Source organism: Rheinheimera lutimaris, from assembly GCF_013283795.1.
Taxonomy (GTDB): Bacteria; Pseudomonadota; Gammaproteobacteria; order Enterobacterales; family Alteromonadaceae; genus Alishewanella; species Alishewanella lutimaris.
On record NZ_JABSOD010000017.1, the window covers coordinates 1 to 22,951 of the forward strand.

Annotated in this window: 21 protein-coding genes; 19 read left to right on the top strand and 2 right to left on the bottom strand. The window is 53.6% G+C overall.

Translation table 11 applies throughout. The features are described 5' to 3' along the window. Positions 1-177 precede the first annotated feature (177 nt). From HRH59_RS14550 to HRH59_RS14640, 19 genes are all read left to right on the top strand, one after another. Positions 178-2,748, top strand: a complete 2,571-nt coding sequence (locus HRH59_RS14550) for an HzsA-related protein (RefSeq protein ID WP_173502009.1) — start codon at positions 178-180, stop codon at positions 2,746-2,748. Next, positions 2,749-3,471 (top strand): outer membrane beta-barrel protein, encoded by a 723-nt coding sequence (locus HRH59_RS14555; RefSeq protein ID WP_173502010.1) that lies wholly within the window; start codon positions 2,749-2,751, stop codon positions 3,469-3,471. Then, positions 3,441-4,055, top strand: coding sequence for an outer membrane beta-barrel domain-containing protein (locus tag HRH59_RS14560; RefSeq protein WP_173502011.1), 615 nt, complete (start codon positions 3,441-3,443; stop codon positions 4,053-4,055). The genes HRH59_RS14555 and HRH59_RS14560 overlap by 31 nt, the downstream gene beginning before the upstream one ends. A 23-nt stretch (positions 4,056-4,078) precedes the next feature. After that, positions 4,079-4,561, top strand: a complete 483-nt coding sequence (locus tag HRH59_RS14565; protein WP_173502012.1) for a TlpA family protein disulfide reductase — start codon at positions 4,079-4,081, stop codon at positions 4,559-4,561. A 4-nt stretch (positions 4,562-4,565) separates the two neighbouring features. After that, positions 4,566-4,805: a DUF4266 domain-containing protein gene (locus HRH59_RS14570; RefSeq protein ID WP_173502013.1), complete on the top strand. Its 240-nt coding sequence runs from the start codon at positions 4,566-4,568 to the stop codon at positions 4,803-4,805. Then, entirely contained in the window at positions 4,792-5,928 is a 1,137-nt protein-coding gene (locus HRH59_RS14575; protein ID WP_331460188.1) for a DUF3570 domain-containing protein, read from the top strand. The genes HRH59_RS14570 and HRH59_RS14575 overlap by 14 nt, the downstream gene beginning before the upstream one ends. 12 nt (positions 5,929-5,940) lie before the next feature. After that, positions 5,941-6,450, top strand: coding sequence for an AraC family transcriptional regulator (locus HRH59_RS14580; RefSeq protein WP_173502015.1), 510 nt, complete (start codon positions 5,941-5,943; stop codon positions 6,448-6,450). Then, a complete protein-coding gene (locus tag HRH59_RS14585) occupies positions 6,435-8,324 on the top strand; it encodes a hypothetical protein (protein ID WP_173502016.1) in 1,890 nt (629 codons plus the stop codon). The genes HRH59_RS14580 and HRH59_RS14585 overlap by 16 nt, the downstream gene beginning before the upstream one ends. Beyond that, positions 8,321-11,176: a tetratricopeptide repeat protein gene (locus tag HRH59_RS14590; RefSeq protein ID WP_173502017.1), complete on the top strand. Its 2,856-nt coding sequence runs from the start codon at positions 8,321-8,323 to the stop codon at positions 11,174-11,176. Before HRH59_RS14585 ends, HRH59_RS14590 begins: the two co-directional genes overlap by 4 nt. After that, positions 11,163-11,798 (top strand): tetratricopeptide repeat protein, encoded by a 636-nt coding sequence (locus tag HRH59_RS14595; protein ID WP_173502018.1) that lies wholly within the window; start codon positions 11,163-11,165, stop codon positions 11,796-11,798. Before HRH59_RS14590 ends, HRH59_RS14595 begins: the two co-directional genes overlap by 14 nt. Continuing rightward, positions 11,788-12,093: a hypothetical protein gene (locus tag HRH59_RS14600; RefSeq protein WP_173502019.1), complete on the top strand. Its 306-nt coding sequence runs from the start codon at positions 11,788-11,790 to the stop codon at positions 12,091-12,093. The genes HRH59_RS14595 and HRH59_RS14600 overlap by 11 nt, the downstream gene beginning before the upstream one ends. 13 nt (positions 12,094-12,106) lie before the next feature. Beyond that, positions 12,107-12,766 carry a MotA/TolQ/ExbB proton channel family protein gene (locus HRH59_RS14605; RefSeq protein WP_173502020.1) on the top strand — a complete coding sequence of 220 codons (660 nt, stop codon included), beginning with the start codon at positions 12,107-12,109 and terminating at the stop codon, positions 12,764-12,766. Beyond that, complete coding sequence (locus HRH59_RS14610) at positions 12,750-13,268, top strand: biopolymer transporter ExbD (protein WP_173502021.1); 519 nt, start codon at positions 12,750-12,752, stop codon at positions 13,266-13,268. The genes HRH59_RS14605 and HRH59_RS14610 overlap by 17 nt, the downstream gene beginning before the upstream one ends. Next, positions 13,265-13,792 carry an ExbD/TolR family protein gene (locus tag HRH59_RS14615; RefSeq protein WP_173502022.1) on the top strand — a complete coding sequence of 176 codons (528 nt, stop codon included), beginning with the start codon at positions 13,265-13,267 and terminating at the stop codon, positions 13,790-13,792. The genes HRH59_RS14610 and HRH59_RS14615 overlap by 4 nt, the downstream gene beginning before the upstream one ends. Then, positions 13,789-14,727 carry an AgmX/PglI C-terminal domain-containing protein gene (locus HRH59_RS14620; RefSeq protein ID WP_231702515.1) on the top strand — a complete coding sequence of 313 codons (939 nt, stop codon included), beginning with the start codon at positions 13,789-13,791 and terminating at the stop codon, positions 14,725-14,727. The genes HRH59_RS14615 and HRH59_RS14620 overlap by 4 nt, the downstream gene beginning before the upstream one ends. A 21-nt stretch (positions 14,728-14,748) precedes the next feature. Further along, on the top strand, positions 14,749-15,945 hold the full coding sequence (locus HRH59_RS14625) for a hypothetical protein (protein ID WP_173502023.1): 1,197 nt from the start codon (positions 14,749-14,751) through the stop codon (positions 15,943-15,945). Positions 15,946-15,947: 2 nt separating this feature from the next. Beyond that, positions 15,948-18,374, top strand: a complete 2,427-nt coding sequence (locus HRH59_RS14630) for a LamG domain-containing protein (RefSeq protein ID WP_173502024.1) — start codon at positions 15,948-15,950, stop codon at positions 18,372-18,374. Between the two features lie 10 nt (positions 18,375-18,384). Continuing rightward, positions 18,385-19,962: a general secretion pathway protein GspF gene (locus HRH59_RS14635; protein WP_173502025.1), complete on the top strand. Its 1,578-nt coding sequence runs from the start codon at positions 18,385-18,387 to the stop codon at positions 19,960-19,962. A gap of 128 nt (positions 19,963-20,090) precedes the next feature. After that, on the top strand, positions 20,091-20,906 hold the full coding sequence (locus HRH59_RS14640) for a substrate-binding periplasmic protein (protein WP_173502026.1): 816 nt from the start codon (positions 20,091-20,093) through the stop codon (positions 20,904-20,906). Between the two features lie 17 nt (positions 20,907-20,923). Here HRH59_RS14640 and HRH59_RS14645 read toward each other — a convergent pair whose 3' ends face one another. Together HRH59_RS14645 and HRH59_RS14650 are read right to left on the bottom strand one after the other, a co-directional pair. After that, positions 20,924-21,733 (bottom strand): substrate-binding periplasmic protein, encoded by an 810-nt coding sequence (locus HRH59_RS14645; protein ID WP_231702516.1) that lies wholly within the window; start codon positions 21,731-21,733, stop codon positions 20,924-20,926. 101 nt (positions 21,734-21,834) lie between these two features. Then, on the bottom strand, positions 21,835-22,824 hold the full coding sequence (locus HRH59_RS14650) for an FAD:protein FMN transferase (protein WP_173502027.1): 990 nt from the start codon (positions 22,822-22,824) through the stop codon (positions 21,835-21,837). Between the last annotated feature and the right edge of the window lie 127 nt (positions 22,825-22,951).

The following is a 22,951-nucleotide window of genomic DNA, read 5'->3' on the forward strand; positions in this document are numbered from 1 at the left end:
GCCACCTCCTATGGAGGTGGATTTTTACAATAAATTTTAACTTGCTCTGCTGTCAATGCGGCGATAAGCTGTTGACTTCGCCATTTTGTTTGGCTCGAAAACGTAAACAAGCAGTAAACAGTAGCCGGTGTCAGAATAATGATAATAATAACAAGGCTATGCCTTACAGTAGTCTGTATGGCGCTGGTAGCGTGCAAAGCGGATATCAGCGTGCAGGATGAACCGACAGATCCTGTAGTGCAGGAAATTGCGCTGGCCTTTGTTGAACGTGCGCTGTTGCTTAACGAAGATGAGTTTTATCAAACCGACCTGACAGATCCCTCGGCGTTTAATCCCGGTGCCCGTTTGCTGCTGAAACAAAATGCCTTTGCGCAATCGGCAGAGACTGATCTTACCAGCGCTTTGTTTGCTGAAAATGCTTTATATGACGTCAAAGATCTCAGTGCCTCAGCCGATGGCTTAACCTTGCTGTTTGCTTTACGGGCACCGGCGCTGGAAAATGTTGCTGATGAACTGCAACCAAAGTGGGATCTGTGGCGCTATGATGTGCAAAGTAAAACCGTCAGCCCACTGATTGGTGACCCTCAGTTGGCACAACGCGGCCACGATATCAGCCCTGCATTTTTACCGGATGGCCGGATTATTTTCAGCTCGACCCGCCAGACCACCTCACGGCAAATTCTGCTGGATGAATTTAAACCGCAATATACCGCGCTGGACGAAGACCTGGATGCACCGGCATTTAATCTGCATGTGATGAATGCGGATGGCAGCGGCATTGAACAACTAAGCTTTAACCTGAGCCATGATGTGGATCCGGTGGTGTTGGATGATGGCAATATTTTGTATAGCCGCTGGGATAACCAGAGCGATCGCTCGATGTTTAACTGGTACCAAATGCAGCCCGATGGCAGTGAAAACCAGTTAGTTTATGGTTGGCACTCGCACAACAGTGGCGCCGGTTTATCCAGGGTCGAATTTACTAAAGCCATAGTGCTTGACGATGGTTCGGTTAGCGTTGCGCTGGCCGGCAACAACGCGCCTTACTACAACAGCTGGCCACAACAAATAGCCCTGGCGCTGGCCAGTGATAATGAGCAAGCATTATTTGGCGAAACGCTGAACCTGCCGGCGCAAACCCCGCTGTTCCCGTGGGCCTTTGATAACACAGAGCGTACCGAACTGGCCGGTGCGGTGCACAGTTACGCGCCGTTAAAAGATGGCAGCGGTCGTTTTTTAGTAAGCTGGTCACCGTGCCGGGTGCTGGTTGAAGAGGTGGCGTTCAGCTGTGCTCAGGTAGAGGATGTCAGTGAGTTGGCGCTGGCTGCCCCCTTATATGGCTTATGGTTATTTGATACTGAGAAACAAACTCAGGTACCGGTAAGACCGGGCACAGAAGGGCTGTTGGTTGGTGAACCTGTGGTGCTGCAACCTTACACCGCCGGTGCGTTTTTACCACAGAACCCGTTATTGGATGCAGAGCTGGCCGCCGAAAATGCTGCTGTACTGGATATTCGCAGCGTGTATGACTTTGCCGGCAGCGCCAGCGTCAACATAGCGCAGTTAGCCGACCCGATGCAAAGCACGGCGGACGAGCGACCGGCACGGTTTTTACGTCTGGTGCGTGGCGTACCTATGCCACCGGATGAGGTGCTGGATGTACCCGATACCGCTTTTGGTGTAAGCCGCCGTCAGCTGATGCGGGAAATTCTCGGCAGTGTAGCAATAGAGCCCGATGGCTCAGTGCAGGTAAAAGTGCCGGCTAATGTGCCGTTTAATCTGGCGGTGCTTAATGCGCAGGGCCAGGCTATTTCGCCATTGCATCAACAATGGATCACATTGCGGCCGGGCGAAACGCGCAGTTGTAATGGTTGCCATACTGCGCAAAGCACAGCGCCGCATGGCCGCTTAAGCGGCGAAGCGCCAACGGCCAATGCCGGCCTGGCCAGTGATGGTAACTTCCCCAATACCAACCCGCAACTTATTGCTCAGGCCGGCGAAACCATGGCGCAAACTGCGGCCAGGCTAAACGGCACACCAGAGCTTAGCGAAGCGCTGCAATATTTAGATATCTGGACCGACCCGGCCAGACGCGCCCCGGATGCCGCTGTGCAGCTAAGCTTGCAGGATCTGACTACGCCATTGCCAGCCGGGGTGGAGTGCTTTACGCAGTGGCTGGCCAGTTGCCGTCTGCGCATCGACTACCCCAGCCATATTCAGCCGTTATGGCAGTTGGACCGGCGCCGGTTTGACCCCGACAGCAACGAACTAATTGCGGATCATACCTGCGTCAGCTGCCATAGCCGTACCGATGCTAACGGCAATGGCCGCGTGCCGTTGGCGCAGTTGGAACTGGACAGCGAAGCGTCGGATTTGGCAGCAGAGCATTACCGCAGTTACCGCGAACTGTTAAGCGCTGATAATGAGCAGGAGTTAGTCGGCGGCGTGTTGGTCGACCGGTTGGTACAAGCTACCGATGCTGACGGTAACCTGCTGTTTCTCACCGACGAGAACGGCGATTTAATTTTAGATGACAGCGGCAACCCTATTCCGGTGATGGTCACGGTAAATATTACGCCAGCACTTCGTGCCGGCAATGCACTGGGCAGTAGCGCTTTTTTTGATTTGTTTAGTGCCGGTGGTTCACATCAGAGCTATTTGTCGGCTGCAGAACTGAAGCTGCTGGCTGAATGGCTGGATATTGGTGCGCAGTATTACAACTCGCCTTTTGCAGTGCCGGAGCAATAGATGATCAGGTTTATGCTGCTCTGTCTCAGTCTGTTCAGCTTTGCCGTTGTGGCCGATCCGGTTGAAGTTACTGTCAGCGCCGACTTTGTCAATTTACATTCCGGCGCCGGCCGCGGTTATCCGATAGTGCAGGTAGCCATTAAAGGTGAGCGTTTAACGCTGCTGACACGACGGCATGATTGGGTTCAGGTAGAGTTTAAGCAGCAACCATACTGGTTGGCGCGTGCCGACCTGGTACAGGTTGTTACTTTGCAACAGCAGCCGTTTGATGTTTCCGCTGACAAGATGGCCGCTTATGAAGCGCGCACGCTGGAGGCTGGCTTACAGTTTGGTGATTTCAACGGCAGCAGTATGTACCAGCTGTCGCTGGCGTATCTGTTTAGTCCCTATGTGCAAACAGAGCTGGCGCTAAGTCAGGCCAATGGCGATCAGGCAGATAATGTCTCTGCTGAGCTGAGTGTATATTTAAGCCCGTGGCCACACTGGCGGCTATCGCCTTATTTTGGTATTGGCGGCGGGGTGTTGCGCACCTCGCCACGCACGGTATTGGTACAAACGCCGGATCGCAATAATAGCCTGGCCAGTGCCGAGCTGGGCTTGCGCTATTACCTGAGCCGTAATTTTATCGCCCGTGCCGGATACCGGCGCAGTGTTATCGTCACTGACCGTAACGACAATGAAGAGATTGATACATGGAAACTTGGCTTCAGCGTATTTTTTTAGCCCTGAGTTTAACCTCCGCTGCTGCAGTAGCACAGCAGGTTGAACCGGATATCGCCGTCGACGTGGTGAGCGAGGATGTGCTCGACAGCGAAAACTGGCTGCTGGGTGCCCGCGTTGGGGTGCTGAGTATTGAAGATTTTGGCAGCAGCGCGCTGCTGGCACTGCAGCTGAGTTATCACATCAACGAAGACTTTTATTTAACGGCTGAGTATGCGCAGGCCAAGGCCGGGCGTACCTCGTTTGAGGAATTAAGCGGCGCAGCGCCACTGTTAACCGACAGTGAGCGGGAGTGGCGTTATTACGGTGCGCATTTGGGTTACATGGTGCTGCCGGGAGAAGCTTTTTTAAGCAAAAACTACGCGATGAACAGCGGGCTGTCGCTGTTTATCGGAGGCGGTAATGTGGATTTTGCCGGTGACAAAGTGTTTGCGCTGCAGATGGGCAGTCAGTTTCGTTTATATGCCACCGATTGGCTGGCACTTGAGCTGACATTCAGCGATTACATTTTTGAAACCACCATTTTAGCGCGCAGTAAAACCACACATAACCTCAGCCTGGCGCTGGGTGTAGCAGTGTATTTTTAGCGATGCGAACAGCAGAGGTAGTAATGAAACAACGGATACAACAATTGGCGCTGGTACTGGCCTGTAGCTTAGGTTTGGCGGTGCAGGCACAAACAGCACCGGATTTTACCTTAAAGGCATTAGACGGTAATAACCTGCGGCTGGCCGAGCAGCGCGGCGACATTATGCTGATTAATTTTTGGGCCAGTTGGTGCGGCCCCTGTATTCAGGAAATGCCGGCGTTGGATAAACTGGCGCAAAAGTACCAAATGATGGGCGTGCAGGTATGGGGCGTTAACGTGGAAAACGACAGCTCAGCGGCCAAAGCCTATTTGAGCAAGGTGCAGGTAGCCTTTCCTATTTTGTTTGATGTCGATAACAGCGTATCAAAAGACTACAGCGTAGAAGCTATGCCCACCACGGTGATCCTGGACAAAGACGGCAAGGTTCGCACTGTGCATCGCGGTTATAAGCCCGGTTATGAGAAAAAATATGAAGACGATATTAAAACCCTGCTTCGTGAATAGCAGTGTGAACAAGCGCTTAGCGGCTGCTATACGCCTGCTGTTGCCGGCGGCATTAGTGTTGCTTGCGGGTTGCAGCAGTATTGAGCCCTGGGTAAAGCCCTATGAGCGCGACAAACTGGCCGATCCGATCATGGCATTTGGCCGTCATCCGGTAGCGCTGCAGCATGTGGCGCACGTGCAGGACTCACGTGAAGCAGCAAAGGGTGCTAACGGCAGCGGGGGCGGTGGTTGTGGCTGTAATTAACGTCATTGCCGCAGCCTTATTGCTGCTATGCACTGTGCTGGTGCAGGCAGCGGTATTGCCTGAAGACAGAGCCGATTTGATGTATCACGGTTATCAGGGCGGCGGCGTGTCTATTGATGGCCCGGCGGTTATGCTGCGTAAAAAAGCCGGCCAGTCGGTGTCGCTGTCGGCTTATTACTACATTGATACTGTATCGGGCGCATCGATTGATGTAGAGGCTACTGCCTCGGCCTACACCGAAACCCGGCATGAAAAGCGCGTCGGCATCGATTATCTGGCCGGCAACAGTATTTTAAGTCTGAATTACGCCCAAAGTGATGAAGATGACTACAACGCTAAGTCGGTGTCATTCGGTATAGCGCACGATACATTTGGCGGTATGACAACGCTGAGCCTGGAAGCCGGGCTGGGTGATGACACCGTCGGCCGCAACGGTGATGAAAGCTTCAGTGCCGGTGTAAAACGTTTTAATTATAAGTTTGGCTGGACTCAGGTACTCAGCAGCCGCTGGATAGCGGCGCTGAATATGCAGGTCGACTTAGACGAAGGTTTTTTAAATAACCCCTATCGCAGTGTCCGTTTTCGCGATGTCAGCGAACCGCTGGGTTATGGCTATCAGCGCGAGGTGTACCCCGAAACCCGTAATAGCTTTGCCGTGTCGCTGGTAAATAAAGTGTATTTACCTTACCGCGCGGCGCTGAGCCTGAATCTGCGGCATTATCAGGACAGCTGGGATATTCGTGCCTTTGATGCCGAAGTGGAATATGTGCATCCGCTGACAGAACAATGGACGCTGGAAGCCAAATTACGCTGGTACAGTCAGGGCCAAGCCGGGTTTTACCGCGATTTATTTGATTTTGCCGACCAACAGAATTTTATGGCGCGGGACAAAGAGCTCAGCGAATTTGACAACCTGACCTTAGGCCTGGGCGCCGGCTACCGGTTACCGCTGTGGAGCTTTTGGCCCGGGGCAAAGCCTGAGCTGAATGTGCAGTGGGATCATATTCGTTTTAATTATAAAAATTTCCGCAATGTCACCATCACAGATGCCGTTGCCGGGCTTGAGCCGCTGTACAGCCTGGATGCCAATGTGTTGCGGGCGTTTTTCAGTATTTACTTTTAACAGGACACACCAATGAGAACGCTGATACTAAGTGGATTGTTATGGCTAAGCGCTTTAGCCAGTGCTGATACGGCACCGGTTAGCTCGCAGTTAGAGCAGTTGAAGCAGCAGGTGATCCAGTTAAACCGCGAACTGTTTTTATTGGAAGAAGAATTGCTGTTTCCACCGGAAACCCAACTGGCGGTGTTTTTATCTGTCGACAGCGGCAAGTTTTTTCAGATCGACAGCGTAGAGCTGATCCTGAACGATAAGCCGGTAGGGGCGTTTTTGTACACCGCTTTGCAACGTGAAGCCTTACAACGCGGTGCTATTCAACCCTTGTATAAAGGTAATGTTAAAGCCGGTGAGCATAATCTTACTGCGGTGTTTGTCGGTAAAGGCCCCGATAACCGCGACTACCGCCGTGCGGTGAATTACCGCTTTGCCAAAGCAGACGACGCTGTTTTGCTGGAGCTGCAGGTAAATGACCGCAGCAGCGACTATCAACCCGATTTTATTGTGCAGCCATGGTCGAACGACTGATTTACAGCATGTTATTTGCACTGATGTTGTCACTGCCGCTGACAACAGCGGCAGCGCAGGCAACATTCAGCGACAAACAGCAGCTGTTAACAGAAAAACACTACCGCCAGGCCGCGTGGGCGTTTTATCAGCAGCAGCCAATGCCGGCGTTAGAGGCGCTGCAGTTGGCACCGCAGCAAGATCAACGCACGCGACTGCTTGAAGCCGGTTTATATCTGCAGCTGATGATGCCGCAACACGCCGCTGAGGTGTTGTCGGCGCTGTTAGCCAACCCGGACGCCGGCGAAAATACCTTACCCAAAGCATTGCGTAATATTGCCTTGCTGCAGTTTGCCAGGTACCAGCTGGAGCTGGGCGATAAAGCGGCCGCGCGACAGTATTTAGCTCTGGCAGACATTACCCCTGATGGTGCCTGGCTGGGCCAGCAGCAGTTGCTTAGCCAGCTGATCAATTGGCCGGACATTGACATACCATCACAGCCGGATTTTGCCGGGCTGGCGCAGCAAGCCGAAATGCCGTATGTCATCAGTAATCAGGCGCTGGTGTTGGCAAAGCAGCAACCGGAAAAAGCGTTACAGTGGCTTAGCCGGTTGCAACAACAGGTGACGGTGGCTGCGCCGCAAGGCTTCTGGCAGCTGTTGTTCAGTGGTCAGTGGCCGCTGCAATCACGGCCACAGGGGTTTATTTACCCGCAGCAAGAGCAGCGCGCGCTGGACGATTATATTCAGCTGACACAAGCGCAGTTACTGATAGAACAACAGGATTTAGCCGCGGCAGACCGCATTCTGGCTAACTTTGCCGCCGACAGTGTGCTCAGCAGCAGTGCCTTGCAGTTATACAGCTATATTTTGACCGAGCAGCGCCATATTCCAACCTTATTGGCGGTACTGCAGCAACAAATTAAACAACAGCCGTTCAGTCACACGGCCTGGCAAGCGGCCACGCGCATTGGTGAGCAATTAGAGCGGGCGCTGCAGCCGCGGGATGCGCTGGCAGCTTACCACTGGGCAGAGCAATATTATCAGCAACAAACACAGCTGATAAACCAACAGGCCACGCCGCTGCAGGTAGACCAGCTGCAACACGGTATGTCGCAGTGGCAAAGGCTACAGCTGAGCAATGACAACAATCTGCATCGTTTGCAGCAGGATGCACTGGCGTTGCAACAGCAACTGAATGCGGCGCCACAGCGGCAACAACGCCTGTTGCAGTTACAGGATGTCACGGCGTATAAACTGACGCAGCAACAGCAATTGCTGACAGAGCAACTACCGCTGTTAGTCGAACGTAAGCAGCAACTTAACCAGCGCTATACAGAAATTCAGCAGCAGCTGACAGAGGCATCTGCGGCGCCGATGGCGTTGGCGTTATGGCAGGGCGAACCTTATCAGCAATTGGTGATGTTAGAGCGTGCTGAGCAGCGGCTGCAGCAGCTGGAGCAAAGCGGCCAGGCAGCAGAGCCATACCGGCAACGTCTGCAACGGCTGCGCGGCTTGCTGCAATGGCAATACACTGATACGGCAGCACAGCGGCGCTGGCAGTTACAGCGCCTGCAACAGCAGGTGGCCACAGCATTAACGGCGCTGGAGCAACAACTTGGCGCGTTACAGCAAAAAGGCGGTAAAGCAGCAAGGCTGCAGCAACTACAACAACGGTTGACACAGTTAACGCAGCAGCAGCAACAGCTTAACCTGGCGCTGTTAAGCCAGCAGCAACAGCTACTGGCGCAGTTAAATCAGCAGTTACAGCAAATACGCCGCCAGCAACTGGCAGAGTTAACGCAGCTGCAACGGCACAATAAAGAGTCCATGGCTCGCGTGATGGAGCGGGTATTGCTAATGGCCGACACCGGCGGTGACGGAGCAAGGCCATGACGCGTGCGATCAGTACCACACCACGAACGGTATCATCTTATAAAGCGGCTGCCTTGCTGCTGTGCTGCAGCGCGCTGTTGCCCGGCTGCAGTAGCAATGACACCTCAGCAAACCGGCAGCGATTGGCCGATCTGCCGGCATTTGACCGTAGTATTTTGGCACAGGATGTTGCCGTGACAGAGCAACAACTGGATGCCTTGTATCAGCAAATTTTGGCGCTGCAACCGGCGGCGCAAACACGGCAGAAAATTTTATACCGCTTGTCGCAAATGCACACCAATCAACTGGAGCGGGCAGAGCTGCCGCCTGAAGCAGAGCAGGCAGCATTGTTGCAGTTAGTGGCGCGCTACCGGCAATTACTCAGCGACTATCCGCAGGATCCGAACAACGAGCTGATCCGCTATCAGTTAGCGCGCAGCTATGATTTACTCGGCCAGCAACAGGCGTGCCTGCAGCAGCTGGATATGTTGTTACAGCATTATCCTGCTTCGGTGTTTGCTGCTGAAGTCTGGTTTCGCAAGGCCGATATTCATTACAGTCAGGGCGATTATGACGCGGCACTACCGGCCTTTTTAGCGGTATTAAACGGCTCTGATGCCGCTTTGGCGCAGCATGGTCGTTATATGGCCGGTTGGAGTTACTTTAAGCTGCAACGATTTGAACAAGCTGACGAGCAGTTTTTACAGGTGTTAGACCAAAGCTACAGCGAACTGCTGCTGACAGAACAACAACAGCCGCAGCAAAGCCTGCGTGATGAAGTGCTGCGTACCTTAAGCATTTCGTTAAGCTATCAGCAGCAGGGCCAAAGCTTACAGTCGCTGTTAAAGCGGGTGCACTATCAGCGTGGTGAACGGCCGCTGGCTTTGCTGGCCGAATTGTATCAGGGGTTGGCAGAGTTTCTGGCGGCAAAAGATTTAACAGCCGCCAGCCTCGATACGTACCGGTTGTTTATTGCTGATTACCCGCACAATTTAATTGCCGCGCGTTTTCAATTGCATATTATTCAGCACTATTTAACCCATGCTGATGCAGAGCAGGCATTGGCTGCACAGCAGCGTTATATCGCGCTGTTTGGCCCGCAGTCTGAATTTTGGCGCCTGGCACGGCGTGAAGAACTGGCAGAAGTGCAACCGCAGTTGTTGCAGTATCTGGATTACTTTGCCCGCAAACAATATGCAGCGGCAGGGGCATTGCCGGTAGCGACAGCGGCGGATGCCTTTGATGCTGCGGCCGGTTTATGGCTGCAAATGCTGGCCGTACTACAAGACCCCTTGTTGCAACAGACCGCCTTGCCCGGCTATTCGGTAGCGGATATCCGCTATTTACTGGCCGAGTCCTATGCCGGTGCAGCCAGCCAGGAGCAAGCGCTGGCACTGTACACTGAGCTGGGTTATGGCCCGGCGGCTGCCGATGCCAGCTTGTTTACCCCACAGGATGCTGCTTATAAAGCGTTATTGCTAAGTGCAGAGCTGGCAGCGGTAAGCGAAGCCAATGCACTGCGGTTATGGCAGCAGCAAAGCGACTTTGTCAAGCAGCACAGCAGCCATCCGGCGGCGCAACAAGTGGCATTGCAGCAATTGCAGCAGCGTTACAGCGAACAAGATTATCAGGGCGTGCTGTTGCACAGCCAGCAGGTGACCGCCTGGCCGGTGGCGGCGCAAAGCCAGCCGGCATTAGTGCTTGAAGCACAGTTTTTACACAGTCAAAGTGAGCTGGCCCTGCAGCAGTATGCGGCAGCAGAGCAAAGCATTAGTCTGCTGTTAACCAAGCAATTGGATAAGCCGCGCCGCAGCTTACTGACAGAGCAGCTGGCCTCGGCTATTTATCAGCAAGCACAGCAGCCCGGCGCCTCCACGGAAGCCGTGCAAGGTCATCTGCAGCGCTTGCTAACCGTCCTGCCGGATTCGGCCTATCACGAAGCTGCCGCCTATCAGCAAATCAGCTTGCTGCTTAGTGCAAAAAGCTGGGCTGCAGCGATACCGCTGTTAAGCGCGTTTATTCAGCGTTACCCGCAAACGGAGCGCGGTGTGGCAGCCAAAGCGCAGTTACTCGACAGCTATGAACAGTCAGAACAGTGGGATAAAGCCGCAGCAGAATTGACAAAATTGGCCGGCAGCGCAGCTGAGCCGGAGCAGCAACGCGAAGCGCTGTATCTTGCGGCGCAGTATTATCAGCGCAGCGGTGATAACAGCAAGGCACTGGATAACTGGCGCAGCTACGCCAACCGCTATCCGCAGCCGCACTTATTGGCGCAGGAAGCGCGCTATCAATTGGTGCAGTTGTATCAACAGCAGAATGATGTGTACCGGCAGCATTTTTGGCGCGACAAAATAGCGGCATTTGAGCAGCAATTTGCCGAGGCGGGTAACGAGCGTACACAGCAATTGGCAGCGCAGGCGTTGCTGGAGCTGGGCCGGCATGAAAGCAACTTGTTTGCTGCGGTGCGGCTGGCACATCCGCTGGCACAAAGCCTGAAGAAAAAACGTTTACATATGGCTGCTGCCATTAAACGCTATGAGCAAAGCATGCAGTACGGTATTGCCGGTTTACTCAGCGAAGCGCAGTTTCGCGTGGCTGAACTCTATCAACAAATGGCCAAAGCGCTGCTCGATTCTGACCGGCCCAAGGGCTTGGACGAGCTGGCACTGGAAGAATATGAGTTGCTGCTGGAAGAGCAGGCCTATCCGTTTGAAGAGCAAGCCATTGCTATTTATCAGCAGAACACCCGTTTAACCCGACAACAGTTGTGGGATGAGTGGATCCGGCAAAGTTTTTCGCGGCTGGCGGTATTGTTACCGGCTAAATTTAATAAAACCGAAGCCTACAGCGGGGTGGCCGATGAAGCGAATTAAGGTCAGTCTGGCGCTGGCAGTTTTGTGGCTAAGCGGCTGCAGCTTGCCAACAGCTGTGCCGCCAACACCGGTGCTGCAGCCGGCAGAGACCACCGCTGCTATTAACCAACCGGCATTGACGGCGGTACAACAACAGCAGTTTGAGCAGGCAAAGCAGCAGCTGAATGCCGGTAATTTTGCATCCGCCAGCGCCTTATTGCAGCCGTTAGCCGCGCAGTTGCCCAAGCTAACCGGTATCAGCTATAACCTGGCGCTCAGCCAATGGCAGGGCGGTGATATCAGCGCAGCACAGAAAAGTTTAGCGCAGCTGCTGGCCGCTTCGCCGCAGTTCAGTGACGGCCACAATTTGTCCGGCATACTGGCCAGGCAGCAAGGCAATTTTCGCCAGGCAGAGCGCCATTTTCAACGCGCGTTACAAGCGGATGCCGGGTATGCCGCGGCGCATAAAAACCTCGCCTTTTTGTACGAGCTGTATTTAGGTGAGCCATTGCAGGCGCATTATCATTATCAGCAGTACTATGCCTTAACGCAGGACGAACAGGTTAAAGTGTGGCTGGCCTTGCTGGAGCAGGAACTGGATCAAGTGCCGGAGCAGTCAGCGAAGGAGCCGGATGATGAATAACGCTTTATTAGTGTCAGCTTTGTTACTGCTCAGCAGCGGATTATGCGCGCAGCAACGGGAACAAACCGTACAGCTGGAGAGCACTATCAGTGGCAATCAGGAACAGCCGAAAACCATTTATGTACTGCCGTGGCAAAGTCCGGTAAGCCTGATCCGCATTCCCGGCCAGCCGTTACAGCCGCCGGCGGCAACGGTATCGCCGCTGGATCGCAGCCAGTTTTTACGTTTTATTGCCGTACAACAAAGCAATACGACATTACCAACAACACAATCAGTTAACTCAAAAGAGCAATAAGAGGATGTTTTTCATGGATTTTTTTAACGGCATAGTACGGTTTTTACAGGAAGGCGGTGTGTTTATATACCCCATCGCGTTTATCCTGGTGCTTGGCATAGTGATCGCCGTTGAACGCTGGTGGTTTTTACGCAGTGTATATGGCGTAAACCAACGCGCCATGGCGCAGGTACAAAGCGCTGTAGGCCAGGCCGATACCGCGCGTATTCTGCAGTTAGCGGCCAATAGCGCTGCACCGTTGTTGACTATGCTGGCCAGCGGTGTAAACCGCTTACGCTCTTCGTCACGGCGGGAAGATATGGAATACGCCATGGAAGAAGTGGTGCTGGAATACAGTTTGCGCTTGCAAAAACGTACGCCGTTTTTAGCCACTTTGGCCAACGTGGCCACGTTGCTGGGCTTACTGGGTACTATTATGGGGTTAATCGCCGCGTTCTCGGCAGTAGCCAATGCCGACCCGTCCGAGAAAGCCAGCTTACTGTCTTCGAGTATTTCAGTGGCGATGAATACTACGGCCTTTGGTTTAATTACCGCTATTCCGCTGGTATTTGTGCATGCCTTATTGCAGGGAAAAACCGCCAGTATTATCGATACCATGGAAATGGTCGGTATTAAACTGATGAACAGTATTGCCAAACAAACTGATGGTGGCGCGGATGATAAAAAGGCGTAAAGCACCCCTTGCCGATGCCGAGCTTGATATCACGTCCTTTATGAACCTGATGATCGTGCTGGTACCGGTATTGCTGCTAAGCCTGGTGTTTGCGCAAATTCGCGTGCTGAACATTCAGCTGCCGCCGTTAAGCGAACAGCAACTGCAGCAAGAGCAAGAACAGCCACAGCAACTGGAGCTGGAAATTCATGCCGACCGGTTACGGCTTAATTATCCTGCCGGCGAGCCGTTGCGGGTATTTGAACTGACAGAGCAGGGCCAGCTGGATTTTGCGGCGTTAAGCCTGTATCTGCAGGATTTAAAGCTGACCTTTCAGCAGAAGAATATTGAAAAGCAGGACATTACTATTCTGGCGCCGGATGAGTTGGACTACCAAACGTTGGTAACGGCAATGGACACAGTGCGTTCGTTTAAAGCTGTTGTGGTGGCGCAGGTGGTAGATGCTGAACTGTTTCCGCAAATCTCGCTTGGCCAGTTACCGGCAACGGAGGGTGCAGAATGAAAATGTCATTTCGTGCCAAACGGCTGGAGCGGCAAAACCAGCGCCTGGCGCAGGCCAGCAAGCTGAACCTGGTGGCGCTGATGGATATTTTTACCATCCTGGTGTTTTTTTTAATGGTAAACCAGTCTGAAGTTAAAGTGTTGCAAAGCAATAAAGACATCAGCCTGCCACGCTCGGTGTCAGAGCAGTTGCCTGGCGAGAAAGTCATGTTAACCATTACCGCTAACGGCATTCTGGTGCAGGGTAAGCCGGTATGGCAGGGCGACTGGCGGCAAGACAGCAGCCTGTGGTTGACCGACCTGACCAACGCGCTGACAACAGAACTGAATTATCTGTCCGGTCGCGCCGGGCCCTTGCCTGAAGCACAACAGCCAAACGGTCGTGCGTTAACAATATTGGGCGATGCCGCTACGCCGTATGCATTGCTGCGGCAATTGATGGCGATCTGCGCTGCGACTGAATATCGCGATTTATCGCTGGCCGTAGAAACCATGCCAGCCAGCACTGCAGCGGAGGCTCCATGACCACGCTGACCATGGCGGGCTTTGACACGCCGCAGTTTGAAGATAAACGTTTTTACCGCCTGTTATGGCTGGGTTTTGTGTTATGGCTGCTGTTTGCTGTATTGATACCGGCGTTGACGGTACCTGAACGTAGCCGCCAGCTGCAGGAGCAACTGCCGCCGCAGTTAGCGCGGGTCATGTTGGAGGAGCGCAAAGCGCCACCACCACCTGAGCCGGAGCCGGTGCCTGAGCAAGTAACAGAGCCGGTGAAACCGGAACCGGTGCCCGAGCCGGTGGCTGCCACACCGGAGCAGGTTAAACCCGATCCGCAACAGGCACGCCAACAAGCAGAGCAAGCCGGTTTGATGGCGATGCGCGATGATTTGGCGGCACTGCGGCAAAGTTTCCAGCTGAATAACAGTACACCGCAGGTAAAAAGCCGCGGTGAACAGCAAGCCACTCAGGTCGAGCGTAAACTGCTGCGCAATGAGGCAGCAAAAAGCTTTGCCAGCGCCGAAGCTGCCGCGGTAGCCGGTGATATTGCCCGTTCAGAGCTGGCCGACACCGGCAGTACCCGGCTGGCAGAAACTGAGCTAAAAGGCTTGTCTGCCAATGCGCCGCAGCAGCAACAAAGCCGCAGCACTGCTGATAGCAGTGGCGGGCCGCAGGGACGTTCGGAGGCCACAATCCGCCGTGTGCTGGAAGCCAATAAAAGCAGTTTATATACCCTGTACAGCCGGGCGCTGCGGGCTAACCCGCTGTTAAAGGGCAAGGTGGTGTTTGAGTTGGTGATCCGTCCGGACGGCAGTTTGGCCGAAGTGAATATCGTGCAAAGTGAGCTGAACGACAGCAAGCTGGAGCGGCAACTAACGTTACGCTTACGCTCAGTCAATTTTGGTGCCGAGGCAGTAGCCTTAACCCGTTCGCAGTGGACGGTTGAGTTTTTACCGGGCTGATAGCAGCCGGAGGTGATACAAATGCGTTATTTACCCTATGCCCTTTTGCTGGCGTTTGGCAGCCTGCTGCTAAGCCCAACCGCAGCGGCCGGCTCACTGGAGCAGGCCAAGCGGCTGCATGACCGTATTGCCGGCGTGCCGGCTGATGCTGCGACACTAAGCCAGATGCAGGCACTGATTGACGGCGGTAATGCAACAGCCGCCGCTGAGTTGGCAATGCAGCACCCGGATTTTTACCGTACCACACTCAAGCTGTTTGCTGCCGCAGCCACTAACCGCGATCAGGATGTGTTTGAGCCGCTGAATGACTACAGTGCTACCGTTATCGGCCTGGTGCGGGATGAGGTGGATTTTCGCCAGTTACTGCAAACCGACATTTTATATGTCGGGGCCGACAGCCTGGGCTTGCCGCCGTATCAGAGCAACAACAATGAGCATTATCTGGCGCTGGAGCGCCAGGCGGTAGATTTAGCGCAGCATTTACAACCCAGAGCACAAAGCACACTGAACGGCATTCCCTCTGAGGCCGCTGCCGGCGTGATGACCAGCCGAGCGGCGGCCAAAGCGTTTTTCTACCTCGGCACCAACCGGGCCATGTTCCGTTTTACACTGATGAACCAGCTCTGTACCGATTTGGAGCCGCTACAGGATATCACCCTGCCGACAGATCGTATTCGTCAGGATGTCAGCCGCAGCCCGGGCGGCGACAGCCGAATTTTTAATAACCGTTGTGTTGGTTGTCATGCCGGCATGGATCCACTGGCTCAGGCTTTTGCTTATTATGATTATCAGTTTACTGATGAAGACGGCAGTAACGGCCGGATTTTTTATCAGCAAAGCGGCACACAAAACGATATAACGCAAAGCCGCGTGCAACCTAAATACCATATTAACGCCGGTAGTTTCCCGTACGGCTTTCGCACCCCGGATGATAGCTGGAGCAATTATTGGCGCGAAGGCCAAAACCAGTCTTTGGGCTGGGATAACAGCTTGCCAGGCAGTGGCAGCGGCGCCAGAAGTTTGGGAGAAGAGCTGGCCAACAGTACCGCTTTTGCTCAGTGCCAGGTAAAAAAAGTGTTTCGTACCGTATGCTTACGCGAGCCGGAAAGCCTGGCCGATGTGAATATGCTGCACACTGTGACTGACGATTTTCGGGCCGGGGGTTATCTGTTGAAGCAGGTATTCGCTGACACTGCCACTTATTGTATGGGAGACTAGTGATGAAATTATATTTACTCCCGCTACTGACGTTAAGCCTGTTATTAGCCGGTTGTGGCGGTGCTGAGGTAGAGCAAAACCCGCCGCCACCGGTACAGGAAGATAACACTAATTACACCGGGCCTGCACCACAAACTGATGATATTCAGCTATTTAAGCTAACGTTGTGGGACAATATCGCCGGCGCTAACCGCTGTGGTGCCTGCCATGTGCAAGGCAATACGGCACCGTATTTTGCCCGCAATGATGATATTAATCAGGCGTATGCTGCTGCCGTACCGCTGGTGAACCTGGCCGACCCGGCACAATCGTTATTAGTCACCAAGCTGGCCGGCGGGCATAACTGTTGGCTGGCAAGCGACACGGCGTGTGCCGACACTATGGCGCAGTGGCTGCGCAACTGGGCTAACAGTACCGACACCGAAAGCGCCACTGTGGTGCTGGTGGCACCGCCGGTGCGTGAGCCCGGTAGCAGCAAAGTGCTGCCACAGGACCCGGCATTATTCAGCAACAGCGTGTACCCGCTGCTGCGCCAGTACTGTGTTAATTGTCATGCGCCCGATGCGGCGCAAACCCAGTCGCCGTTCTTTGCCGACAGCAATCTGGCAGCGGCGTACGAGGCCAGCCGTAAATTGATTAACCTTGATAACCCGCAATTGTCGCGTTTTGTGGCCAGGCTCGGTGGTGAATTTCATAACTGTTGGTCCAACTGTGATGCTGATGCGGCAGAGATGCTGGCCGCTATCAGACAAATAGCCGACAACGTTGAGCTGACCGCGCTGGATCCGGCGCTGGTGCCGTCTAAAGCACTGCGTCTGGAAGACGGTATTGTTGCCTCCAGTGGCGGCCGCTTTGAAGCCAACCAAATCGCTTTCTACCAATTTAAAACCGGCGAAGGTGTTATCGCTTATGACACCTCAGGGGTAGAGCCGGCAGCAAATTTAAGCTTGCAGGGCGACATCAACTGGGTAACCGGCTGGGGTATTCAGCTAAACAGTGGCCGCGCCCAGGCCAGCACGCAAAACAGTGCCAAGCTGGCGCAACTGATGAGCGCCACCGGCGAAATGAGTGTCGAGGCCTGGGTGGTGCCGGCTAATGTGGTGCAGGAAGGTCCGGCGGCTATTGTCAGTTACGCCGGCAGTAGCAGTGAGCGCAACTTTACGTTGGGGCAAAGCCAATACAACTACGACTTTTTACTGCGATCCGGCGCGGGTGATTTTGCCGGTTTGCCAGCGCTGAGCACACCTGATGCTGATGAAGTATTACAAGCTACGTTGCAACATGTGGTGCTAACCCAGGACCCGGTGAACGGCCGGCGCATTTATGTCAACGGTCAGGACACCGGCGTGCGTGAAGAAGCCGCTGCTATTCGCAACTGGGATAGCAGCTATGCGCTGATTGTCGGTAATGAGGCCAACGGCAACCGGCAATGGCAGGGCACGATACGGCTGTTGGCGCTGCACAACAAAGCGTTAAGCACGACGCAAATTCAGCAAAATTATGAAGTGGGTGTCGGGCAAAAATTCTATTTGCTGTTTGGTATCGGTGAGCTGATTAATCTGGCCGACAGCTATATCGTGTTTGAAGTGGCGCAGTTTGACAACTATTCCTACCTGTTTAATGCACCGTATCTGGTGAATCTGGCCGGCAGCAGCTTGCCGCAAGACTTAACGATCAGTGGTATGGCGCTGGGCCTGAACGGCAAGGAAGTGGTGACCGGTCAGGCCTGGTTAAAACAGCAATTTAACCTCGCAGCCGGCACCGCCTTGACCGAAGGTGCTGCGTTATCCGCGCAGGGCACCATTATCGGCACTGAGTTGGGCGCGGCGGCAGACGAGTTTTTCTTATCCTTTGGCCGGATTGGTGAATTTGAAAATGTGCGCACCGGCATTAGTGTGCCGGTGCAGCAAATTATTGCGGCGGCCACCAGTACCAGTGAGATTGGCTTACGCACCTTTGCAGAAATTCACGCCTCGATGAGTGCATTAACCGGCGTGGCGCAGCAACAAAGTGCAGTGTCAGCGGTGTACCAAACCATCCAACGGCAACTGCCGGCGGCTGACAGCATTGACACCTTTGTTTCAGCGCAGCAAATGGGCATTACCCAACTGGCTATTGCCTACTGTAATGCCGCGATAAGTGATAACAGTATCCGCCAGAGCTGGTTCCCGGCGGTGGATTTCAGTGCCGGCCCGGCAACTACTTATAGCCTGGCCAACCGGCCATTGTTTATGCAACCCTTACTGGATCAGCTGATACCGCTGGCGCCGCAAAGCTCGGCGCTGCGCGCAGATGTTGAAACTGAACTTGAGGCGCTGATTACGCGGTTAAGTAACTGTGGCGGGGCCTGTAGCGCCGATCGCAGTACCACCATTGCCAAAGCGGCCTGTACTTCGGTACTGGCCAGTGCTGAACTGCTGGTGCAGTAGGAGAAGAGTTATGAAACGTAAAACACCTTTGCACCCGGACAGCCCGTTATTTCATGCCTGCCACAGTAAGCCGGTAAGCCGGCGCGATTTTATTGCCTGCGGTATGGGCTATGGCGCTGCGGTGCTGACAACAGGGTCGGTATTCGGTTTGTTTGCCAACCCGGGTAAAGCCTATGCCCAGTTGTCACCGGATCTGGAAGCGTTAAAGCAGCTGTGCGGTATAAACGTGCAGGGCGCCGGTAAAATTCCGTTTATTTGTTTTGATTTAGCCGGCGGCGCCAACATTGCCGGTTCTAATGTGTTGGTAGGCGGGGAAGGAGGTCAGCTCGACTTTTTATCGGTGCAGGGGTACAGCAAGTTAGGGCTGCCGGCCGATATGGTGCCGACCGCGGTAAATGCCGCCAACCCGGCCGGTGGCTTTGTTAACAGTCAGCTGGGCCTGGCGTTTCACAGTGACTCACAAATGCTGGCCGGTATTTTAGAGCGCACCACGATGGCTACTCAAGCCATGACTAACGGTGCTGTGTTACCGTCGCGTTCAGAAAACGATACCGGTAATAACCCGCATAACCCGATGTATGCTATTGCCAAAGCCGGTGCCAGCGGTTCGTTAATGCCACTGATTGGCTCGCGTAACTCTGACTCCGGTGCTAACTCCATGATGCCGATGGAGTTTTATAACCCTGAGCTGCGGCCAACCAAAATTGACCGGCCGTCGGATGTTACCGGGTTGGTGGATGTGGGCGATTTATTCAGTTTGTTAAATCAGAATGATGCCGTAGCAGTGATGGAGTCAGTGCAGCGCATCAGCGACAGTAAACTGAGCCGGGTTAATACCAATATCAGCCGCGATGCAGTGATTAAAGAGTTGATCCGCTGCGGCTATGTTAAAAGTGCTGACCTGGCAGATCGTTTCGGTAACCCGGCGACGCTGGACCCGGCAGCAGACCCGGACATCGTCGGTGCCGCCGGCATTTTCAGTGCCGATGAGTTTAATGCTGACGCGGAGTTTCGTAAAACAGCATCGGTGATGAAGCTGGTGGTAAACGGCTTTGCCGGTGCCGGCTCCATTACTATCGGCGGCTATGATTACCATACCGGCGAGCGCGGTACCGGAGAACTGCGCGACTTACGCGCCGGTCGCTGTATCGGCGCATGCCTGGAGTATGCCGCCCGCATGAACCAACCGCTGATGGTGTATGTATACAGCGATGGCTCGGTAGCCAGCAACGGCCGCATAGATGACTCAGAGTTTGGCCGTGGCAAAGGCGAGTGGACCGGCGATAACTCGTCCACCGCGGCGTCTTTTATGTTGGTTTACAGCCCTAACGGCCGCCCGTCCTTGCTGGGGGGCACAACAGCAGAGCAGGCGCGGCATCAACAAATTGGTTTTATGCGACCGGATGCTTCAGTGGAAACCGGCTCGTCCGTTGCGGCCAATAACGTCAACTTACTGGTGCAAACGGTGATGCTGAATTATCTGGCATTGCACGGAGAGCAGGGGCGTCTGAGTGAAGTGGCACCGTTTCACGGCTTGGGTAACGCCGCCAGTATTGACCGTTTAACGGCGTTTGCGCCGATAATTTAACGCCGGCACTTTGCGATAGTACTGTGCGACAGTACTGTGCGACAGTATCCCTGGACAGTACTGCGCGCTGGCGTATTTTAACCCGGCGTATATAGTGTAAACAGCTGTTTCGCTGTAGCGGAGGCCGTATGAAATACAGCATGCTGTGGTTAATTTTATCGCTAAGCAGTTTCTCAGGGTACAGTTGTAATCTGCGGATGGGCATAGAAACCAGCTTTCCGCCTTATATAGTGCAGCAAGGCGACAGCTGGCGCGGCTTAAATGTCGAGTTGTTGCAACTGCTGGTGCAGGATATTGGCTGCGGGTTGGAGTTTATTCACAGCCCCTGGCTGCGCTCATTAAAACTGATAGAGCAGGGCGAGTTGGATGTATTAAGCCACCTGACTTACAACACTGAGCGCAGTGCTCAGTTTGCCTTTATCGGCCCGCACCAGTTAGAGAGCATCTATCTGGTGGGGTCAGCAGAGGCTTTTGAAGGGCTGACCGATATGCGTCAGTTAAAGCGTCAGGGCAGTAAAGGCATTATTGCGCTGCTAAATGGCGCTTATTACGGTGATGAGCTGGACAGTATTTTAAATGATGCCAACAACCGCTCGCTGTTTGTGTTTATCCGCGGCAATGAAGATAAGCTGGCGCTGCTGCTTAACGGCCGTGTGCATGGCTTGCTGGAGGATATTACCGCGTTTCATTACTGGCAGCACTCAGCCACCGTGCCGGCAGAGCAATATCAGCCACTGTTTAAAGTGTATGAAAGCCTGGTGTATTTTGGCTTTAACCGCAAAACGCTGAGTGTTGAGCAACTGCAGCAACTCTCTGCGGCCTGGAATAAGCGCTATCAGGATGGCAGCCTGCAAGCGATAGTCGCAAAGTATCAACTGGAACATTATCAATTCAGCCTGCCGTCGCCCGACTCAGTATTGCCGGAAACGGCGGCACCGGACTGATAACGCAAGAGGGGGCATTAATCTGTTACTGTTTGTGGTATCAAGCGTGCAGGGTCTAAGTGGTATTTGTGATAAATTTTTGCCAGCTCGCCGCTTTGATACAATTTTTGCCAGGCGTCAGCTAACTGCTGAATTTGCTGCGCTGATAATGCCGCTTTACTCAGGCCGAAATACACCGGGCTTTCATATACCAATAACAGTGGCTGGTATTTCTCTGCCATCGGATAGCTGTGCTGTTGCCAATAATGCAGCACCGACAAGTCCTCCAAGATAGCGTTAACGCGCCCGGCGCGCAGCAGCGCCAGTTTATCCTGAATGCTGCTGATACTAACTAACTGGCGCGCCAGCACCGGGTGTTGGCTTAACCGGCTGAATTCCTCGCCGTAGTAAGCACCATGCAGGCTGGCGATAGCGCCTAAATCTTTGTCTTGTGTCAGCTGCTGCAGGTTATCCAATGCCGGCAGCACAGTGGGATCGCCAATCAGGTAAATAGCTTCAATATGATGCGGGCCGATAAAAGCAAAATGGTTTTTACGCTGCGGGCTGACAGATAAATGGCTCAGCACATCTAAGTCGCCGCTTTCGCTTTGTTGTAATGAGCGCAGCCAGGGGCTGTTAATAAAACTGACCTGACAATTTACTTCGCTGGCCAGCCGCTGCAGCAGCTCAACACTTAAACCGCCCCATTGGTCGTCGCGTTGAATTAAATGCGGTGGAAAGTCTGTTTCTGCTGCCATACGCAAGACACAGGGTTGCTCGGCGCTGGCCGCAAACAACAGCTGCAATAACATCAACAATAGCCCGCTGCGGTATAACACAGACTTCATAATACGTAATATCCGGCCGGTTAGTATCTACAGTTAGTGAATGTAGCTGAACAACGGGTTTAATGCATGTGTTATCTGCAGCGGTAAGGTGCCGCCACGGCTTATTGTGTTAAGCCGGCGGAAAAGTGCATTTTAAGGTTAGCATCAATAAAGATAGCGTCGTAACCGTCAATACGCTCAATCAGCTCCATGCCTTGTTGCAGGCCCAATACGAATAACGTGGTGGATAAAGCATCGGTTTTGGTGGTGTCAGCGCCGGTAACGGTAACGCTGAGCAAGCCGGTGGCACTGACGCCGGTTTTTGGATCGATGATGTGATGATAACGCACACCATCCTCAATAAAGTAGCGTTCATAGTCGCCGGAGGTGCTGACGGCACTGTCTTGTAGCGGCAACCGGGCGGCATATTTATCGTCCTGACGCGGATGCTTTATGGCGACCAGCCAGGGTTTGCCGCGTTTATCACCCAGCAGACGACTGTCGCCACCGGCGGTGAGTTGTGCATGGCGGATCCCCTGCTGTGCCAACAGCGCAATGCCGCGCTCTACCGCGTAGCCTTTAGCAATACCGCCCAAATCTATTTTTACGCCGGGCTGGCTGTAGCGCACCTTATTGCCGGGCAGCAATTCAATGCTTTGATAGTTTACAAACTGCCGGGCCTGGCGCAACTGAGTGGCATCGGGCTTTTTGCGGGCGCGGTAATCATAATAAAACCCCACTGAGGCAAACGTAATATCAAAAGCGCCGTTACTCAGCTCAGAAATATGTTTCGCTTGCTGCAATAACTGATAAAACTCGCTGCAGACTGTTACCGGTGCTTTGGCAGCGCTGCGGTTTAACAAGCTAAGCTCGCTGCTTTCTATGTAAGGGCTCATCAACTGATTTATCCGCTCAAACTCGGCTTGCACATCCAATATCAGTTGTTTGGCTTTGGCGTTATCTTCACTCCAAAACTCGATATAAGCGCGGGTACCCAGGGTGTCAAAGGCTTCACGTTGCCACTGCGCCTGCGCCGGAGCCGGAGCTAACAACATTAAAGCAGCCGGCAGAGCATATAACGCCTGCTGCAACAGATAAAAAACAACGCGCATTAACAATTCCGATAGCATAAACAACAGTGTTGGCTATTGTTACAGAGCCGGCGGCTTTACTCAATGCTGCTGTTAGTTGTGGCTGTCGGATGTTGGTTTTATTTCGATGAAAGCGGCTTTTATTTGA

What these genes read in the sequence shown, in the direction of transcription:
- HRH59_RS14595 (WP_173502018.1), top strand. Translation starts at nt 11,163, where the DNA reads ATGAAGCGAATTAAGGTCAGTCTGGCGCTGGCAGTTTTGTGGCTAAGC.
- HRH59_RS14605 (WP_173502020.1), top strand. Translation starts at nt 12,107, where the DNA reads ATGGATTTTTTTAACGGCATAGTACGGTTTTTACAGGAAGGCGGTGTG.
- HRH59_RS14650 (WP_173502027.1), bottom strand. Translation starts at nt 22,824, where the DNA reads ATGCGCGTTGTTTTTTATCTGTTGCAGCAGGCGTTATATGCTCTGCCG.
- HRH59_RS14645 (WP_231702516.1), bottom strand. Translation starts at nt 21,733, where the DNA reads ATGAAGTCTGTGTTATACCGCAGCGGGCTATTGTTGATGTTATTGCAG.
- HRH59_RS14620 (WP_231702515.1), top strand. Translation starts at nt 13,789, where the DNA reads ATGACCACGCTGACCATGGCGGGCTTTGACACGCCGCAGTTTGAAGAT.
- HRH59_RS14585 (WP_173502016.1), top strand. Translation starts at nt 6,435, where the DNA reads ATGGTCGAACGACTGATTTACAGCATGTTATTTGCACTGATGTTGTCA.
- HRH59_RS14635 (WP_173502025.1), top strand. Translation starts at nt 18,385, where the DNA reads ATGAAACGTAAAACACCTTTGCACCCGGACAGCCCGTTATTTCATGCC.
- HRH59_RS14590 (WP_173502017.1), top strand. Translation starts at nt 8,321, where the DNA reads ATGACGCGTGCGATCAGTACCACACCACGAACGGTATCATCTTATAAA.
- HRH59_RS14550 (WP_173502009.1), top strand. Translation starts at nt 178, where the DNA reads ATGGCGCTGGTAGCGTGCAAAGCGGATATCAGCGTGCAGGATGAACCG.
- HRH59_RS14630 (WP_173502024.1), top strand. Translation starts at nt 15,948, where the DNA reads ATGAAATTATATTTACTCCCGCTACTGACGTTAAGCCTGTTATTAGCC.
- HRH59_RS14565 (WP_173502012.1), top strand. Translation starts at nt 4,079, where the DNA reads ATGAAACAACGGATACAACAATTGGCGCTGGTACTGGCCTGTAGCTTA.
- HRH59_RS14580 (WP_173502015.1), top strand. Translation starts at nt 5,941, where the DNA reads ATGAGAACGCTGATACTAAGTGGATTGTTATGGCTAAGCGCTTTAGCC.
- HRH59_RS14640 (WP_173502026.1), top strand. Translation starts at nt 20,091, where the DNA reads ATGAAATACAGCATGCTGTGGTTAATTTTATCGCTAAGCAGTTTCTCA.
- HRH59_RS14600 (WP_173502019.1), top strand. Translation starts at nt 11,788, where the DNA reads ATGATGAATAACGCTTTATTAGTGTCAGCTTTGTTACTGCTCAGCAGC.
- HRH59_RS14615 (WP_173502022.1), top strand. Translation starts at nt 13,265, where the DNA reads ATGAAAATGTCATTTCGTGCCAAACGGCTGGAGCGGCAAAACCAGCGC.
- HRH59_RS14610 (WP_173502021.1), top strand. Translation starts at nt 12,750, where the DNA reads ATGATAAAAAGGCGTAAAGCACCCCTTGCCGATGCCGAGCTTGATATC.
- HRH59_RS14560 (WP_173502011.1), top strand. Translation starts at nt 3,441, where the DNA reads ATGGAAACTTGGCTTCAGCGTATTTTTTTAGCCCTGAGTTTAACCTCC.
- HRH59_RS14555 (WP_173502010.1), top strand. Translation starts at nt 2,749, where the DNA reads ATGATCAGGTTTATGCTGCTCTGTCTCAGTCTGTTCAGCTTTGCCGTT.
- HRH59_RS14625 (WP_173502023.1), top strand. Translation starts at nt 14,749, where the DNA reads ATGCGTTATTTACCCTATGCCCTTTTGCTGGCGTTTGGCAGCCTGCTG.